The organism is Streptomyces shenzhenensis (genome assembly GCF_003688995.1).
Classification (GTDB): domain Bacteria; phylum Actinomycetota; class Actinomycetes; order Streptomycetales; family Streptomycetaceae; genus Streptomyces; species Streptomyces shenzhenensis_A.
In genome coordinates this window covers 201,534-215,841 of the sequence record NZ_PENI01000008.1, presented here as the reverse complement: position 1 = coordinate 215,841, position 14,308 = coordinate 201,534, and the positions used below count along the sequence as shown (strand labels likewise).

Genomic DNA, 14,308 nt, shown 5'->3' with positions numbered 1-14,308 from the left:
ATGGACACCGGCGCAGCCCTGACGACACCGCCCGAACAGCAGCGGCCGGGCCGCCCTTCCCGCAAGGGGGGCGGCCGCCCCGCCCCAGCGGCAGGGGCGGGCCGCCGCAAGCGCGAGTTCACCGTGCGCCGCGGCCTGGTCATCGCCGCCTTCATGGCACCGGCCGTGGTGTTCGTGGCCGTCTTCACGTACTACCCGATGGTGGCGGGCGGTCAAATGGCCTTCCGGCACTGGAATCTGGCCGACCTCACCGACCGGTCGTTCGTCGGCCTTGACAACTTCACGGCGATCTTCCACGACCCGCTGTGGGGCACGGTGCTGAGCAACACCGCCGTGTGGGTCGTCGCCTCGATCGTGCCGCAGCTCGTGATCGGCTTCGCGCTGGCGCTGTGGCTGCGCCGCCGCTTCCGCTTCCGCGGGCTGTACCAGGCGCTGATCTTCTTCCCCTGGGCGATCTCGGGCTTCCTCATCGGCATCCTGTTCCGCTGGATGTTCAACAGCGAGTTCGGTGTCGTCAACGACCTGCTCCAGAAGGCCGGTCTGATCGACGAGCCGATCGCCTGGCTGGCCGACCCGAAGTTCGCCATGACCGCGATCATCATCGCCAACATCTGGTACGGCGTCACCTTCTTCACCATCATGCTGCTGGCCGCGCTGCAGTCCATACCGGACGAAATCTATGAGGCCGCGGCCCTGGACGGCTCGGGCAAGGTGCGCACGCTGTTCCAGATCACCATCCCGTACATCCGCACGACGCTGACGCTGACCGTGCTGCTGCGGGTGATCTGGATCTTCAACTTCCCCGACCTGATCTACGGAGTGACCGGCGGCGGACCCAATAACGAGACACATATCGTCACCACCTGGATGATCAACATCACGCAGCAGGGCGACTACGGCAAGGCTTCCGCGCTCGGCCTGCTGATGGTGGCGGGTCTGTTCGTGTTCTCGCTGTTCTACCTCATGGCCACACGCGAGAAGAAGGAGGCGAAGTCGTGATCAACAAGGAGTCCGCGGCCGGACGGGCCGTCAGGATCGGCTTCCTCACCCTGTGGCTGATCATCACCGTCTTCCCGCTGTACTGGATCACCATCACCTCGCTGAAGCCCGCGGGTGACATCTTCACCTTTCCGATCGCCTACTGGCCCCAGACCTTCTCGCTGGAGAACTACACCGGACTGTTCTCCAAGGCCGACTTCGGCGTGTACCTGGCCAACAGCCTCTTCATCGCGACGGTGGCCGGTGTGGTGGCGACCCTTGTGTCCACGCTCTCGGCGTACGTCCTGGCGCGATTCGAGTTCCGCAGCAAGTCCGCGGTGCTGATGGCCGCGCTGGTCACCCAGATGATCCCCGCCTTCATCGCCCTCGGGCCGCTCTACCTGCTGATGACGGATCTGCAGCTGGTCGACCACCGGTTCGGCCTCATCCTCGTCTACATCGCCGTCTGCATCCCGTTCTGTACGGTGATGCTCCGCGGCTTCTTCGAGAACATCCCCGACGCTCTGGAAGAGGCGGCGATGATCGACGGCTGCTCTCGGCTCGGCGCGCTCTTCCGGGTGCTGCTCCCGGTGATGAGGCCGGGCATCGTCGCGGCGTTCATCTTCAACTTCGTCAACTGCTGGAACGAATTGTTCCTGTCGGTGACGCTGATGAACAGCGACGAGAACAAGACCGTCCCCACCGCGCTGAACGGCTTCATCTCCAGCTTCAACATCGACTGGGGTTCGATGTCGGCGGCCGCGGTCCTCACCATCGCACCCACGATGCTGCTGTTCGCTTTCGCCAGCCGCCACATCGTCCAGGGGCTCACCGCCGGAGCGGTCAAGGGCTGACGCGCAGTGCGCAGTGCGCGGATCCGGACGGCTGAGAGCGCTGAGACCGTCACGCCAGGTGCGCCGGCGGGGCACGGTGGGGGATGCGGTGTCTACCCGCATCCCCCACCGGTGTTGAAGGGTGTGCGCTTGACGGGGCTCAGGGGGTCACGGCGACGGCGCGTCCGTCGACCTGGCCGTCGCGGAGCTTGTCGAGGTACTCGGGGATCTGGTCGAAGGTGATCGGCACGATCCTGGAGCTGATCCTGCCCTGGGCGATCAGGTCGAGCACGGCCTCACATTCGGCCTTCTCCCCGTTGGAGGCGCCGACCAGGGTGATCTCCTTGAGGATGATCTTCTGCAGCGACAGGGTCGCGGACTCGCGGGCCATGCCGATCTGCACGATCCGGCCGCCGTGCCGGACGGCGTCGATGGCGGAGGCCGTGGTGGTGCCGAAACCGGCGAAGTCAATGATCACGTCGAGCCGGGCGTCCTCGAAGTCACGGATGTCGGCGGACATGCCGGCCGGCCCGAAGTCCTGGATGTTCGGCCGGACGGCCTCGTTGATCTCGGCCACGTAGACCTGCGCGCCGAAGGCCCGGGCGATCTGCGCGCCGAGGGAGCCCAGTCCGCCGAAGCCGATGATGCCGACCTTCATCCCCTCCTCGACGCGGCCGAAGGTCCGCACGGCCCGGTAGGCGGTGCGCGCCGCGTCGGTGGCCGGGGCGGCCTGCTCGAAGCTGACCGCGTCCGGGAGGCGGACGACGAGCTGCTCTTTGACACGTACCTTCTCGGCGAATCCGCCGTCGACGGCGGTACCGGGGCCCTCCGTCGTGGCGGGGACACCGACACGGTCACCGACGGCGAAGGCGCGTACGTCGCTGCCGATCGCGGAGACGATGCCGGCGGTCTCATGGCCCAGCACGATGGGGACGGATCCGAGCAGTACGGTGAGGGTGCCGTCCACGAAGCTGACGTCACTGTGGCACAGACCCGCCGCCTTGACGTCCACCACGATCTCGTCCGGGCCGGGCAGGGGGTCCGCCAGGTCGGCCAGACGCAGTGGTTCGTCGATGCCGGTGAACTGCCATGCCTTCATGGGATGGAGCCTTTCGTTCCTCTGTCGGTCGGTGCCGGTGTCACAGGTGTCCCCGGGAGGGGTCAGCGCACCGAAGTGAGGCCGCCGTCGACGGGCAGCAGCTGGCCGGTGATGAAGTGGGAGGCATCGCCGGCGAGGAAGACCAGGACCGGGGCGAGGTCCTTGTCGGCATCGCCGAAACGGCCGCCCAGGGGGATGGACTTGGCGATCTCCGCGTCGTAGGCGGCGAGTTCCTCGGGGGTGAGGGAGCCGCGGTACTTGTCGAACATCGGGGTGTTCACATAAGGGAGTACGGCGTTGACGCGAATGCCGTCGGGTCCCCACTCGCGGGCGACGGTGCGGGTCCAGGTGTGGACGGCGGCCTTGGAGGAGCCGTAGGCGGCATTGGTGAGCTCGCTGGTGAAGCCGGACATGGAGCCGAAGTTGATGATCGCGCCGGCTCCGGAGGGCCGCATCGCGTGATAGGCGGCCTGGTTGGTGTGGATGGTGCCGAGCACATTGACCCGGTACACCGTCTCCCACAGTTCGTCCGTGATGTCCGCGGCGGCGGAGCTGCGCTGCAGGCCGGCGACATTCACCAGGACGTCCAGCCCGCCCAGTGCCGCGACGGCCTCGTCGAACGCCGCACCGGTGTCCGCCTTGTCGGCGATGTCGGTGCGACGGAAGGTCACCGTGCCGGGGCCCTCCTGCGTGGCCTCCTCGGCGACGCGCGTGCCGGCGTCCTCAGTGAGGTCGAACGAGTAGATCTGCGCTCCTTCGCGGGCGAAGGCCCGCACCGTCGCCTCACCGATCCCCTGAGCGCCGCCAGTGACGATGATCCGTTTGCCGTCGAGCTGCTTCGCCACGACGCCCTCCTCTGCGTTTCCGGGGCCTCACGGACACCCAAACATTTATGGTACTCCGTCCCACAAATATGTCCGGTACGGGGTTCCACAAAAGTTGGTGCGGCAGGGAGGGCGGAACACACGCGTCGGATCGGGGAGGTCAGCCCAGATCCGTGGAGGGCAGCGGGCGGAGCAGGGCGGCGACGTGCTCCATGTTCCGGTCGAGGTGAGCGATGAAGGCATCACGGTCCCGATCGTCACGCCAGACGCGAAGCTGGGCGACGAAACCGCCGTGGAACGCGCCCGCGACCGCCAGCGGGATCACCGAGTCCGGAGCGCTGCCGAGACGGGCCGCGATGTGCTCGGCGATGGCACGCTTCCACTGCTCCCAGTGCTGGTGGGATTCCGCCTGCAGTTCGGCGACCGTGTCGAGGAGCTGGAACCGCTCCAGCCAGACCGGGCTGTCCTGGACCGCCGCCCGGGTCGACTCCACCACGGCCGCACGCACCGCGTCGAGCGTGTCGGCGTCAGCGGGCGCCGCGGCGATCGCGGCGGCCAGCCGTTCGATCGTGGTGTCGAAGGCGTACCAGATGACCCCTGGCTTCGAGCCGAAGTAGCGGAAGAACGTGGTCCGGCTGATGCCGGCGGCGGAGACGATCGAGGCGACGGTGACGTTCTCATAGCCGTCGCGCCGCATCAGCGCGACGGCCGCCAACTCGACGTCCTCACGCGTACTGACACGAGGCCGCCCCCGCCCCCGCCGCCCTGGCTCCACCGACACGGGTAGGAGTCTAGTGCGCGCTTCTTCTTCGACCGGGTACACGCCCTGGTGGCCGGCGGACCGGCCACGTGGGCACGGTGTCACACCTGGTGTGCGATCGACGTGTTGGCTCGGGCTGCTCGGATCGTGCCGGGGCCGGTGTGGTCGGCTCCCGGAACGGCCTCCAGCAGTTCTCGGGTGTACGCGTGTCGCGGCGCGCGGAACACCTGCTCGACCGGGCCCGTCTCGACCACGACGCCCCCTCTCATGACCGTGACGTCGTCGGCGATCAGACGTACGACACCGAGGTCGTGGGTCACGAACACATAGCTGAGTCCGAACTCGGCCTGCAGATCGACCAGCAGCTGCAGGATCTGCGCCTGGACCGACACATCGAGCGCGCTCACCGCCTCGTCGAGCACGAGGATCCCGGGATTGAGCGCGAGCGCCCGCGCGATCGCGACCCTCTGCCGCTGGCCGCCGGAGAGTTCGCCGGGCAGCCGGTGCAGGTGGCTCTCGTCCAGCGCCACCGCCGTCAGCAGCTCGACCACCCGGGCCGTCCGCTCCCGTCTGCCGGTCACCAGTCCGAAGGCTTGCAGCGGCTCGGCGACGAGCTTGCCGACCGTGAACCGCGGGTCGAGCGAGGTGAACGGGTTCTGGAACACGAACTGCAGGTCCCGGCGGATCTCCCGCAGTTGTCTGCGGTCCAGGCCGGTCACCTCCCGGTCGCCGACGTGTACCGTGCCGCCGTCGGCGGAGGTGAACCGCACCAGGATGCTCGCCAGCGTCGACTTGCCCGCGCCGGACTCCCCGACGATCGCATGCGTGGTGCCCTTGCGCACGACGAGGTCGGCGCCGTCCAGCGCCCGCACCTCCCGCCGCCGGCCGCGGGCACCACGCAGGTGGTAGCGCTTGGTGAGCGCATGGGCCCGCAGCACCGGCGCCGCGTCGGCCGGAACCGCCCGCACACCCGATGTCGGCACGAGCCGGCCGGCGTGCCGCGCGGGGGCCGCGTCGAGGAGTCGGCGGGTGTAGTCGTGGGTGGTGTTCTCCAGTATCCGGCGTACCGGACCCTCCTCCACGATCTGGCCGTGCTGCATGACCAGGATCCGGTCCGAGCGGTCCAGTGCGACGCCGAGGTCGTGGGTGACCAGGAGAATGCCGATGCCGAGTTCCTCGCGCAGCCGTGCCAAGTGGTCGAGGATCACTTTCTGGACGGTCACGTCGAGCGCGCTCGTGGGCTCGTCGGCCACGACGATCTTCGGCTTGCCTGCCAGCGCGATCGCGATGAGCGCACGCTGCTTCATGCCGCCGCTGAGTTCGTGCGGGTACTGGTGGAAGACCCGCCCGGCATCCTTGAGGCCCGCGGTGCGCAGGCTCTCCAGCGCGGCTTCCCGGTGCTGCGCCGCGTTCCGGGCCCCGGGCGCGTTGAACCGGACCGCCTCGATCACCTGCTGCCCGATCTTCTTGACCGGGTTGAGCGAGGTATTGGGGTCCTGGGGGACGAAGCCCACGTAGTTGCCCCGCACCAGCGCCATACGCTGGTCGCTCCAGCCGGTGACGTCCACACCGGAGTACGCGATCGAACCGCCCCGGATCCGCGCGGCGGTCGGAAGCAGCCCGAGCGCGCCCTGGACCAGGGTGGTCTTGCCCGAGCCGGACTCCCCCACGAGCGAGACGAACTCGCCCCGCCGCACGTGGAGGCCCGCTCCGCGGACGGCCGGTGTCCACTGGCGGCGCCCCGTACGGTAGTCGATCGCGAGATCGGTGATCCGCAGCAGCGGGTCCTGCCTCTCCTCGGCCGTGTCCGTCATCGGCGGTGTTCCTTCCGGTACGAGGTGCTGATGCGGTGGGTGGAGATGACGACGAGTGCGAGCGCCAGGCCGGGCATGATCGAGGCCCACGGGTGGACCGCGACATAGTCGCGGCCCTCGGCCACCAGCAGGCCCCACTCCGGCTGCGGCGGCGGTGCGCCGTAGCCGAGGAAGCCGAGCGAGGCGACGGCGAGCACGGCCGTGCCGACCTCCAGCGCCGCCAGCGCGATCACCGAGTTGAGCGAGTTGGGCACGACGTGCCTGACCAGCACGCGCAGCCGGCCGCCGCCGAGCCCGTATGCCGCCTTGACATAGTCCTGGGTCATGACGGCGAGCACCTGGGCTCTCATCACCCGCGCGAACGACGCGATGGAGGAGACACCGACGGCCAGGGCGATGTTCTGCGTGGAGTAGCCCAGGACGGAGACCACCACCATCGCGAGCAGCAGGCTGGGGATCGCCAGGAACACGTCGACCACCCGCATGATGGCCGTGTCGACGATCCCTCCGCCGAAACCGGCGATCAGCCCGACGACCGTGCCGATGCCGAAGGCGACGAGGACGGCGAGCAGCGTGGCGGTCAGGGTCGTGTGGGCGCCGTACACGCTGCGCGCGAACAGGTCTCGGCCCAGCCGGTCGGTGCCGAACCAGTGCTCCGCGCTCGGCGGTGCGAAGCCGGCGGCGCTGTCGCCGTCGTAGGGGCCGTAGGAGGTGAACAGGCCGGGGGCCACCGCCCAGCCGATCACGACCAGCACGATGATCCACGAGAGCACCAGGAACGGCTGCTGCGCGAGTCGGCCGAGGCGTCCGGCCGGCGGGCTGGCGCGGCCGGGTCGGGCGGGCGCGGCGAGCACGTCGAGTTCGGCGGTCATCACGTCCTCCTCAAGCCGTCAGGGGTGAGCCGGTGGCGAGCGTGGCCCGCAGTCGTGGATCCAGCAGCGGGTAGATCAGATCGACGACCAGGTTGATCACCGCGAAGCTGGCCGCCACGAGCACGACGATCCCCTGTACCAGCGGGATGTCCAGCGTGTTGATCGCGGCCTGGGTCATCCGGCCGATGCCCTGGCGGGCGAAGACGGTTTCGGTGATGACCGACCCTGCGATCAGGTTGCCGAAGGTGATGCCGGCGATGGTGAGCGCCGGGAGGCTCGCGTTGCGAAAGACGTCACGGACGACGATGCCGCCGCGGGTGGCCCCCTTCGCCCAGCTCGTCGTGACGTAGCCGGAGCGGAACTCGGTGGCGAAACTGCGGACGAGGAGCTGGGCGATGGGACCCGACACCGGGACGGCCAGCGTGATCATCGGCAGGACGAGGCTCCTGGCACCCTGGTCGCCGAAGGCCGGGAACCAGCCCAGCTGGAACGAGAAGATCTGCAGCACCAGGATGCCGGAGAGGAAGACCGGCACGGAGACCGCGCCCGACGGCAGTGCCTCGGCCAGGTTACGCACCCATGCCCGGCGGGTCGAGGTCGCTGCGAGTGCGATCACGAAGCCGATGAGCAGGGCCAGTACGAGGGCGCCGAACGCGAGGACGAGGGTGCTCGGCAGCACGTCGAGTATGGTCGCGGTGACCGAGCGGCCCGACTGGACGGAGCTGCCGAAGTCACCGGTCAGCGCGTGCCCCAGCCGGGCGAGATACTGCAGGAGCACCGGCTTGTCGAAGCCGTAGCCGTCCGCCACCTGCTCGCGGACCTCCGGTGTGACGGTGTTGAGTTCGGCGGGGTCGAAGAGGAGGTCCACCGGGTCGGCCGGCAGGACGAACAGCAGAACGAAGGTCAGGGTGAACGCGGCCCAGACCACGAACAGGGCCCGGCCGGCCTTCAGCGCGAGGTAGCGCAGCACGACGCTCCTTCCCCAGGGACGATGCGGTGGTCGCCGCGCCCCGAGGGGCCCGGCGGCCGGAGGCGGTCATTTCCCGTTGTTCTTCCAGGTGTTGACGAAGTGGTTGCGCGACTGGGCGTCGAAGACGATCCCGTGGACATGGCCCGCCTGGGCGATCACCTGCGAGGGGTTGTACACGGGGCTCACCAGCGCGTACTTGTCGAGCAGGAGGTCCTGTGCCGCCTTGGCGTACTGCTTGCGCGCGGCCGGGTCCAGGGTGCGTTCCAGCTTGCCCAGGGTCTTGGTGACCTCGTCGACGTCGATGCCGGCCGAATCCTCGGTGAGGTAGGAGCCATTGCCGAGCAGCGGGCTGTACTGGAGGTTGAGGACCGCCGGATCGTTGCGCGAGCGGTTGGCCGCGGTGATGTTCCAGTCGGTCTTCGCCTTGGCCACGTTGGCCGCGTAGTCCGGGATCGGGAGGACGGTGAGCTGCAGATCGATGCCCGTCTTCTTCAGGTCCTGCTGGATCGATTCGTAGGCCGGCTTGTTCACCACGAGGTTGTTGATGCCGAGCAGCTTGACCACGAGCTTCTTGCCGTCCTTGGCCCGGATGCCGTCCGGGCCTTCCTTCCAGCCGGCCTTCTCGAGGAGCTGCTCGGCCTGCCGCGGGTCGTACTTCAGGACGGAGCCGCTGTAGTCCGCGTATCCCAGCACCGACGGCTCGAGAACCGAGGTCGCCACCGAATAGGAGTCGGTGAGCACCGTCTTCCTGAGCGCGTCCCGGTTCCAGCCGAGCTGGATCGCCCTGCGCACCGCGATGTCATCGGTGGGGAACAGCTGGGAGTTGAGGTTGAAGAAGATGGCAGTGCCGGACACCGCACGGTGGATGATCTTGAATCCCTGGTCGGCGAGTGACTTCTCGTCCGTGGTGCCCACGTCGAGCGTGGCGTCGAGCGCGCCGGACTCCAGCGAGCCGGTCCGGACGCTGGCCTCCGGGATCGTGTTGAACACGATCTTGTCCAGGTACGCCTCGCCCTTGTGCCGGAGCGCCGGTGGCGCCCAGTGGTAGCCCTTGCGCTTCACCAGGACGGTCCTGACCTGCGGCTTCCACGACTCGTACACGAACGGGCCGGTGCCGATCACCTTCGCCGGGTCCGTCCGGTCCTTCGCGCTCAGCTTCAGCGTCGACAGGGACAGGAAGCCGGGCCCCGCGTTGGCGGTGAAGGACGAAGCCTGCAGGAAACTCGCGAGGGGCTTCTTGAAGCGGATCACAGCGGTGTACTCGTCGGGGGTCCGCGTCCCGAGGTAACCGGGCATCAGGGCCGCCCCGTTGGGGAGGATGCCCAGCTTCTCGTCGCCGTTCACGTACTGGTCGAAGTTGGCCTTGACCGCCTGGGAGTCGAACGGGGTGCCGTCGCTGAACGTGACGTCCGTGCGCAGGTGGAAGGTGAACTCGGTCAGGTCCTTGTCGTACTCCCACGATGTGGCCAGCCACGGCGTGATCTCACCGGTGTCCGGGTCCTGCCACGTCAGCTTGTCGGTGATGTTGTCGCCGATGAGCGACTCCGCGTAGTTGGTGCCCCATTGCGGGTCCGGGCTGCGCTGGTAGTCGATCAGCGCGAACCGGAGTGTGCCGCCGCGGACGGGGGTGCCGCCGGTGGCGCCCTGGTCACCGGAGCCGGCGCCGCGGGTGAGGGCGACCCCGCTCGCCGCGATGAGGAGGACGACGACGGCGCCGGCCGCCCACGGCCACTTCTTGCGCCGCGGAGCGGCACGCTCGATGGAACTGCGAAGGTCGGACATGAACTTCCTCGTGATGGTTGGACGGGCGACGGCACACTCGGGGGCGGCCCACAGAATGGGGGCCTCGTCACCGCCGCGTGTCGACGATCGGGCCCGTGGCGGCCGCGAGTGTTCCGAAGCCGCCGTCGTGGTGGATCAGCGGAGCGCCGGTTGCCGGGCCGCCGGCGGTCAGCACCCGGCCGACGACCAGCAGATGGTCGCCGATCGGCTGGAGCTGGACCGGCCGTGCGGTGAGCCAGGCGGGAACGCCGGTGAGCAGGGGGAGTCCCTCCGCTGTGGCAGTCCACTCGGCGTCGGCGAAGCGGTCGACGCCGCTGCGCGCGAAGGCACGGGCCACCCGCTCCTGGTCGGCGCCGAGCAGATGCACGGCGAAGACCTCGGCGGACCGGACGGCCGGGGCGGTGGAGGCGCCGGAGGACACGTAGAAGGAGACGAGCGCGGGGTCGAGCGAGACAGAGGTGAAGGATGTGGCGGTGAATCCGGCCGGACCCGGCACCGTCACCACGGTGACCCCGGAGGGATGACGGCGCAGCGTGCGGCGCAGCAGTTCCGCGGGCGGTGCCGCCGGGGACGGGGCGAGGCCGGGAGTGGGGTTCACGTCGGTTGTGCTCCTTCCTGTGTGTCGGACGGCGCGGGCAACGGGCGGCGGCGCAGCGCCGGTTCGGTCACGGCCGGTGGCGCGGCGCCGGTGTCACGGAGGTGGAACACATGGCCCGGTGGCACGATCTCGTCGATGCGGTCGAGGATGTCGGCGGTGAGCCGCGGGTCGGGTGCGGGCGGTGCGGTGTCGGACGAGTGGGGCCGGCACCGGGACGGGGTGGGCAGTCGGAGGTGGCCGCGCAGGGTGTCGGTGGTGTAGCTCCTGCGGAACACGCCGCGCCGGCGCAGTTCGGGCACCACGTGCTCGGCGAACTCCTCCAGATGGGCCGGAAGGACGGCCGGGATCAGGGTGAAGCCGTCGGCCGCGCCGGTCTCCCACCACTCGACGATGGAGTCGGCCAGCTGCTCGGGTGTGCCGCACACGACGCGGTGACCGTTGAGGAAGCGCGTCAGCAGCTCACGTACGGAGGGCCGGTACCGGCGTGCGAATCCGGCCAGTGAGCGGTAGAAGCCGATCGGGCCCACCCGGTCCGGTGGCGGCTCCAACTGGGCTTCCGTGAGCGGGGTGTCGAGGTCCAGCTCGTCCGGGGCGAAGCCGAGCCAGTTCGCCAGGGCCAGGAACGGGGCGCTGTCGGGGTGGAGCCGGTTCTGGAGGGCGTCGAACCGCTCCCGGGCCTCCGCGTGTGTCGAGCCGAGGATCGGGACGAGTCCCGGCAGGATTCGGATCTCGTCGGGGTCGCGGCCGTGGGCCCTGGCCCGGGTGCGGATGTCATGGGCGTACTCCTGGGCGTCCTCCAGGGAGAACTGGGACGTGTAGAGGATCTCTCCGTATCGGGCGGCGAGCTCGCGGCCCTCCTCCGACGCGCCGGCCTGCGCCGTCACCGGTCGGCCCTGCGGGGAGCGCGGGAGGTTCAGCGGTCCGGGGAGCGAGGCGAACGGGCCGCGGTGGTCGAGGGCGGCGGCCTGCCCACCGTCGTCCGTCCGGTCGGCCGAGGACGCTCCGCTCCCGCAGCCGTCCCAGAGCTCTCGGGTGACCTCGATGAACTCGGCCGCCCGACGGTAGCGCTCCCGGCGCGGGGCGACGCCCGGCAGGCCGAAGTTGCGGGCCGCCTCCGGCTGGAAGGTGGTCACGGCGTTCCAGCCGGCCCTGCCGCCGCTGATGTGGTCCAGCGAGAGGATCCGGCGGGCCAGGTGGCAGGGAGTGTTCAGGGTGGTGGACGCCGTGGGGATCAGGCCGATGCGGTGGGTGGCGCGGGACAGCGCGGCCAGCAGGAGGGTGGGTTCGAGGGTCGCCGTCGGGGCCCGCCGGATGCCCGGTTGCTGCACGGGGATGTCCGGCAGCAGGATGGCGTCCAGGGTGCCGCGTTCGGCGGCCTCGGCGATGCGCCGGTAGTGGGCGAGGTCGGTGAAGGCGGCGGGGTCCACGGCCGGGTCGAGCCAGGACGCCTGGTGGTAGCCGGTGCCGCTCACGTTGACGTTGAGGTGGATCAGGCGTCCGGTCACCGCGCGGCGCTCCCTACCGGGCGCGGTGGAGCCGGCACGGGGAGGCCCAGGTGCTCGCGGAGTGTGCTGCCGTCGTACTCGCTCCGGAAGAGCCCGCGGCGCCGCAGTTCCGGGACGACGTGTTCGGTGAGGACATGGAGTCCGTCCGGCAGGACGTCGGGGGTGAGGGTGAAGCCGTCTGCGGCCCCGGACAAGAACCATGTCTCAAGGGTGTCGGTGACCTGTTCGGCGGTGCCGGAGACGGTCGGCCGTCCGGGTGCGCGTTCGTCCAGCGGTGCCCGCCGGGCCCTCGCCTCGCTCTCCGTGTTCCCGATGACCGTGCGGAGTCCGGGCAGTACCACGACGGCGTCGGGGGCGCGGCCGAGCGCCGCCGCCCTGGACTTGACGCCGGCGTAGGACGCATGTGCCTCCTCCAGGCTCCGCGCCGCGGTGACGACGACCTCCGCGTGGGCGGCGGCACGTTCCCAGCCGTCCGGGGAGGCCGCGGCCCGGACGCGGACGGGCTCGCCCTGCGGCGAGCGTGGAGTGTTGAGCGGGCCTTCGACGGCGAAGTGCTCACCGTGGAAGCGGGCGGGGTGGATACGGCCGGTGTCGACGAAGAGGCGGGCACCGCGGTCCCCGACCAGCGCCCCTTCCTCCCAGCTGTTCCACAGGGTGCGTACCGCGGCGACGAACTCGCCGTCACGCGCGGCGTCCGGCCCGGAGCCGGCGGTGGCCGCAGTGACCATGTGCCAGCCGCTGCGGCCGCCGCTGAGCAGGTCGAGCGTGGCGAACCGGCGGGCGATGTCGTACGGCTCGTTGCCGGTGGTCGACGCCGTGGCGACCAGACCGATGCGGCGTGTCTCGGCTGCCATGGCGGCCAGGACGACGGTCGGTTCCGGTCCGTCGCCGGGACCGCGACCGGCATCCTCCGCCGGGGTGGGGAGGTCCGTGAGGAAGACCGCGTCCAGGGCGGCGCCTTCCGCGGCCTTGGCGATGCCGATGTAGTGCTCGGTGTCGGGGCCGGCGCCCTGTGACTCCCATGTCCCAGCGGACACTGCCGAGTTGGGGATGTGGATGCCGAGGTGCAGTCGGCGCGGCTGGGCGGTCGGGCGAGATGCCGTCTCCGGCGGTCGGTTCACGGGCGGTCCCTTGTCGTAGAGGGTGCGGCACAGCGCCGCGTGCGGGCATGCCGAAGGCGCGAGGTCAGGCGGACGTGGGAGCACCGCGTGCGCGGAGAACCTCGGGATGCGGCGAGGTGGCGACAGGGGGATGCTCAGCGACAGAGGTGACGACACCGGCAGGCGTGGCAGCCGTTCCCCAGGGCGTGGGAGCGCGGTGTTTCGATCACGTGGGAAAGCCTGTCAGATGCCCCCGTCGGAAAACCAGGAGCTGTGGCTTCACACACTGTGTAGTTCTTCTTCAATGACCCGCAGTGCCTCGGCGATGACCGGACGGTCCTGCGTGCCGTCCCGGACCACCACGTCGATCCGGCGCTCCGGGAGGTCCAGGGGTACGACGGCGAGCCCCGGGGGCCGGCGCCGCGCGGACAGCTCCGGCACGATCGCCGCGCCCAGACCCGCCGCCGCCAGCTCCGCCATGGTCGCGAAGTGGTGGCAGCGGTGCGCGATGCGCGGATTGAAACCCGCCGCCCGGGCGGCCTGGACCAGCGCGTCCGTGCACGGGGTGCCGTCCTCGCCGGCGATCCAGTCCGCCTCGCTCAGGGCGCCGAGACCACCGGCGACGGCCGCGGCGCGCAGGCTCTCCGGCACGAGCAGCATCAACCGCTCACCGAACAGCCGTCTGGCGCGCAGACCGGCGCCGATGTCGTCCGGAGCCGGGGCGTAGCGATAGGTGATCGCCACGTCCGCCTCGCGGTTGCGCAGCAGGCGCAGCGCCTGCGCGGGCAGTGCGTCGAACAGCCGCACCTCCAGGCCCGGGTGGCGTTCGCGCAGCGTCCGGGCCGGCGGCGCCGCGAGGGCGCCCAGACCCGTCTGGAAACACGCGACGACCAGGGAACCCTGGACCCGGCCGTCCAGCGCGAGGACCGCACCGGCCGCCTCCTCCAGGGCCGCGACCACCTTGGCCGTGCGCTGGACGAGCACCTCGCCCGCCCTGGTCAGCCGCATCCCGCGCCCGGCGCGGAGCATCAGCGGCGCCCCGGCCTCCGCCTCCAGCGCGCGCAGCTGCTGGGAGACCGCGGACACGGTGATGCCATGTGCCTCGGCGACCAGGGTGACGGTCCCGTACTCCGAGAGGTCCCTCAGGAGGATCAGCCGGCGTGTGTCCAGCAT

At 70.1% G+C, this 14,308-nt stretch carries 13 protein-coding genes; 2 read left to right on the top strand and 11 right to left on the bottom strand.

Annotation, left to right across the window (positions count from 1 at the left end; translation table 11 throughout):
• A complete protein-coding gene (locus CTZ28_RS15855) occupies nt 1-999 on the top strand; it encodes a carbohydrate ABC transporter permease (protein ID WP_121890040.1) in 999 nt (332 codons plus the stop codon).
• A complete protein-coding gene (locus tag CTZ28_RS15850) occupies nt 996-1,832 on the top strand; it encodes a carbohydrate ABC transporter permease (RefSeq protein ID WP_121890039.1) in 837 nt (278 codons plus the stop codon). Before CTZ28_RS15855 ends, CTZ28_RS15850 begins: the two co-directional genes overlap by 4 nt.
• 139 nt (nt 1,833-1,971) lie before the next feature.
• Here the strand turns inward: CTZ28_RS15850 and CTZ28_RS15845 are convergent, their stop codons facing one another.
• The 11 genes from CTZ28_RS15845 to CTZ28_RS15795 form a co-directional block, all read right to left on the bottom strand.
• Nucleotides 1,972-2,910, bottom strand: coding sequence for a zinc-binding dehydrogenase (locus CTZ28_RS15845; RefSeq protein WP_121890038.1), 939 nt, complete (start codon nt 2,908-2,910; stop codon nt 1,972-1,974).
• Between the two features lie 62 nt (nt 2,911-2,972).
• Nucleotides 2,973-3,755, bottom strand: coding sequence for an SDR family NAD(P)-dependent oxidoreductase (locus CTZ28_RS15840; RefSeq protein WP_121890037.1), 783 nt, complete (start codon nt 3,753-3,755; stop codon nt 2,973-2,975).
• Nucleotides 3,756-3,894: 139 nt separating this feature from the next.
• Nucleotides 3,895-4,515 carry an acyl-CoA-like ligand-binding transcription factor gene (locus CTZ28_RS15835; protein WP_220795340.1) on the bottom strand — a complete coding sequence of 207 codons (621 nt, stop codon included), beginning with the start codon at nt 4,513-4,515 and terminating at the stop codon, nt 3,895-3,897.
• Between the two features lie 80 nt (nt 4,516-4,595).
• On the bottom strand, nt 4,596-6,308 hold the full coding sequence (locus CTZ28_RS15830; protein ID WP_121890036.1) for a dipeptide ABC transporter ATP-binding protein: 1,713 nt from the start codon (nt 6,306-6,308) through the stop codon (nt 4,596-4,598).
• On the bottom strand, nt 6,305-7,180 hold the full coding sequence (locus tag CTZ28_RS15825) for an ABC transporter permease (protein WP_121890035.1): 876 nt from the start codon (nt 7,178-7,180) through the stop codon (nt 6,305-6,307). Before CTZ28_RS15825 ends, CTZ28_RS15830 begins: the two co-directional genes overlap by 4 nt.
• Before the next feature lie 10 nt (nt 7,181-7,190).
• Entirely contained in the window at nt 7,191-8,150 is a 960-nt protein-coding gene (locus CTZ28_RS15820; RefSeq protein ID WP_121890034.1) for an ABC transporter permease, read from the bottom strand.
• Between the two features lie 66 nt (nt 8,151-8,216).
• Nucleotides 8,217-9,932, bottom strand: coding sequence for an ABC transporter substrate-binding protein (locus CTZ28_RS15815; protein ID WP_121890033.1), 1,716 nt, complete (start codon nt 9,930-9,932; stop codon nt 8,217-8,219).
• 67 nt (nt 9,933-9,999) lie between these two features.
• The gene (locus tag CTZ28_RS15810) at nt 10,000-10,530 is read right to left on the bottom strand and encodes a flavin reductase family protein (protein ID WP_121890032.1); all 531 of its coding nucleotides are present in this window, start codon (nt 10,528-10,530) and stop codon (nt 10,000-10,002) included.
• The gene (locus CTZ28_RS15805) at nt 10,527-12,035 is read right to left on the bottom strand and encodes an NtaA/DmoA family FMN-dependent monooxygenase (protein WP_121890031.1); all 1,509 of its coding nucleotides are present in this window, start codon (nt 12,033-12,035) and stop codon (nt 10,527-10,529) included. The genes CTZ28_RS15810 and CTZ28_RS15805 overlap by 4 nt, the downstream gene beginning before the upstream one ends.
• A complete protein-coding gene (locus tag CTZ28_RS15800) occupies nt 12,032-13,156 on the bottom strand; it encodes an LLM class flavin-dependent oxidoreductase (protein ID WP_121890030.1) in 1,125 nt (374 codons plus the stop codon). The genes CTZ28_RS15805 and CTZ28_RS15800 overlap by 4 nt, the downstream gene beginning before the upstream one ends.
• Before the next feature lie 258 nt (nt 13,157-13,414).
• Nucleotides 13,415-14,308 carry a LysR family transcriptional regulator gene (locus CTZ28_RS15795; protein WP_121890029.1) on the bottom strand — a complete coding sequence of 298 codons (894 nt, stop codon included), beginning with the start codon at nt 14,306-14,308 and terminating at the stop codon, nt 13,415-13,417.

Excerpts from the sequence above, each read along its gene's own strand:
- CTZ28_RS15855 (WP_121890040.1), top strand. The coding sequence starts at position 1 with ATGGACACCGGCGCAGCCCTGACGACACCGCCCGAACAGCAGCGGCCG.
- CTZ28_RS15845 (WP_121890038.1), bottom strand. The coding sequence starts at position 2,910 with ATGAAGGCATGGCAGTTCACCGGCATCGACGAACCACTGCGTCTGGCC.
- CTZ28_RS15830 (WP_121890036.1), bottom strand. The coding sequence starts at position 6,308 with ATGACGGACACGGCCGAGGAGAGGCAGGACCCGCTGCTGCGGATCACC.
- CTZ28_RS15825 (WP_121890035.1), bottom strand. The coding sequence starts at position 7,180 with ATGACCGCCGAACTCGACGTGCTCGCCGCGCCCGCCCGACCCGGCCGC.
- CTZ28_RS15815 (WP_121890033.1), bottom strand. The coding sequence starts at position 9,932 with ATGTCCGACCTTCGCAGTTCCATCGAGCGTGCCGCTCCGCGGCGCAAG.
- CTZ28_RS15795 (WP_121890029.1), bottom strand. The coding sequence starts at position 14,308 with ATGCTGGACACACGCCGGCTGATCCTCCTGAGGGACCTCTCGGAGTAC.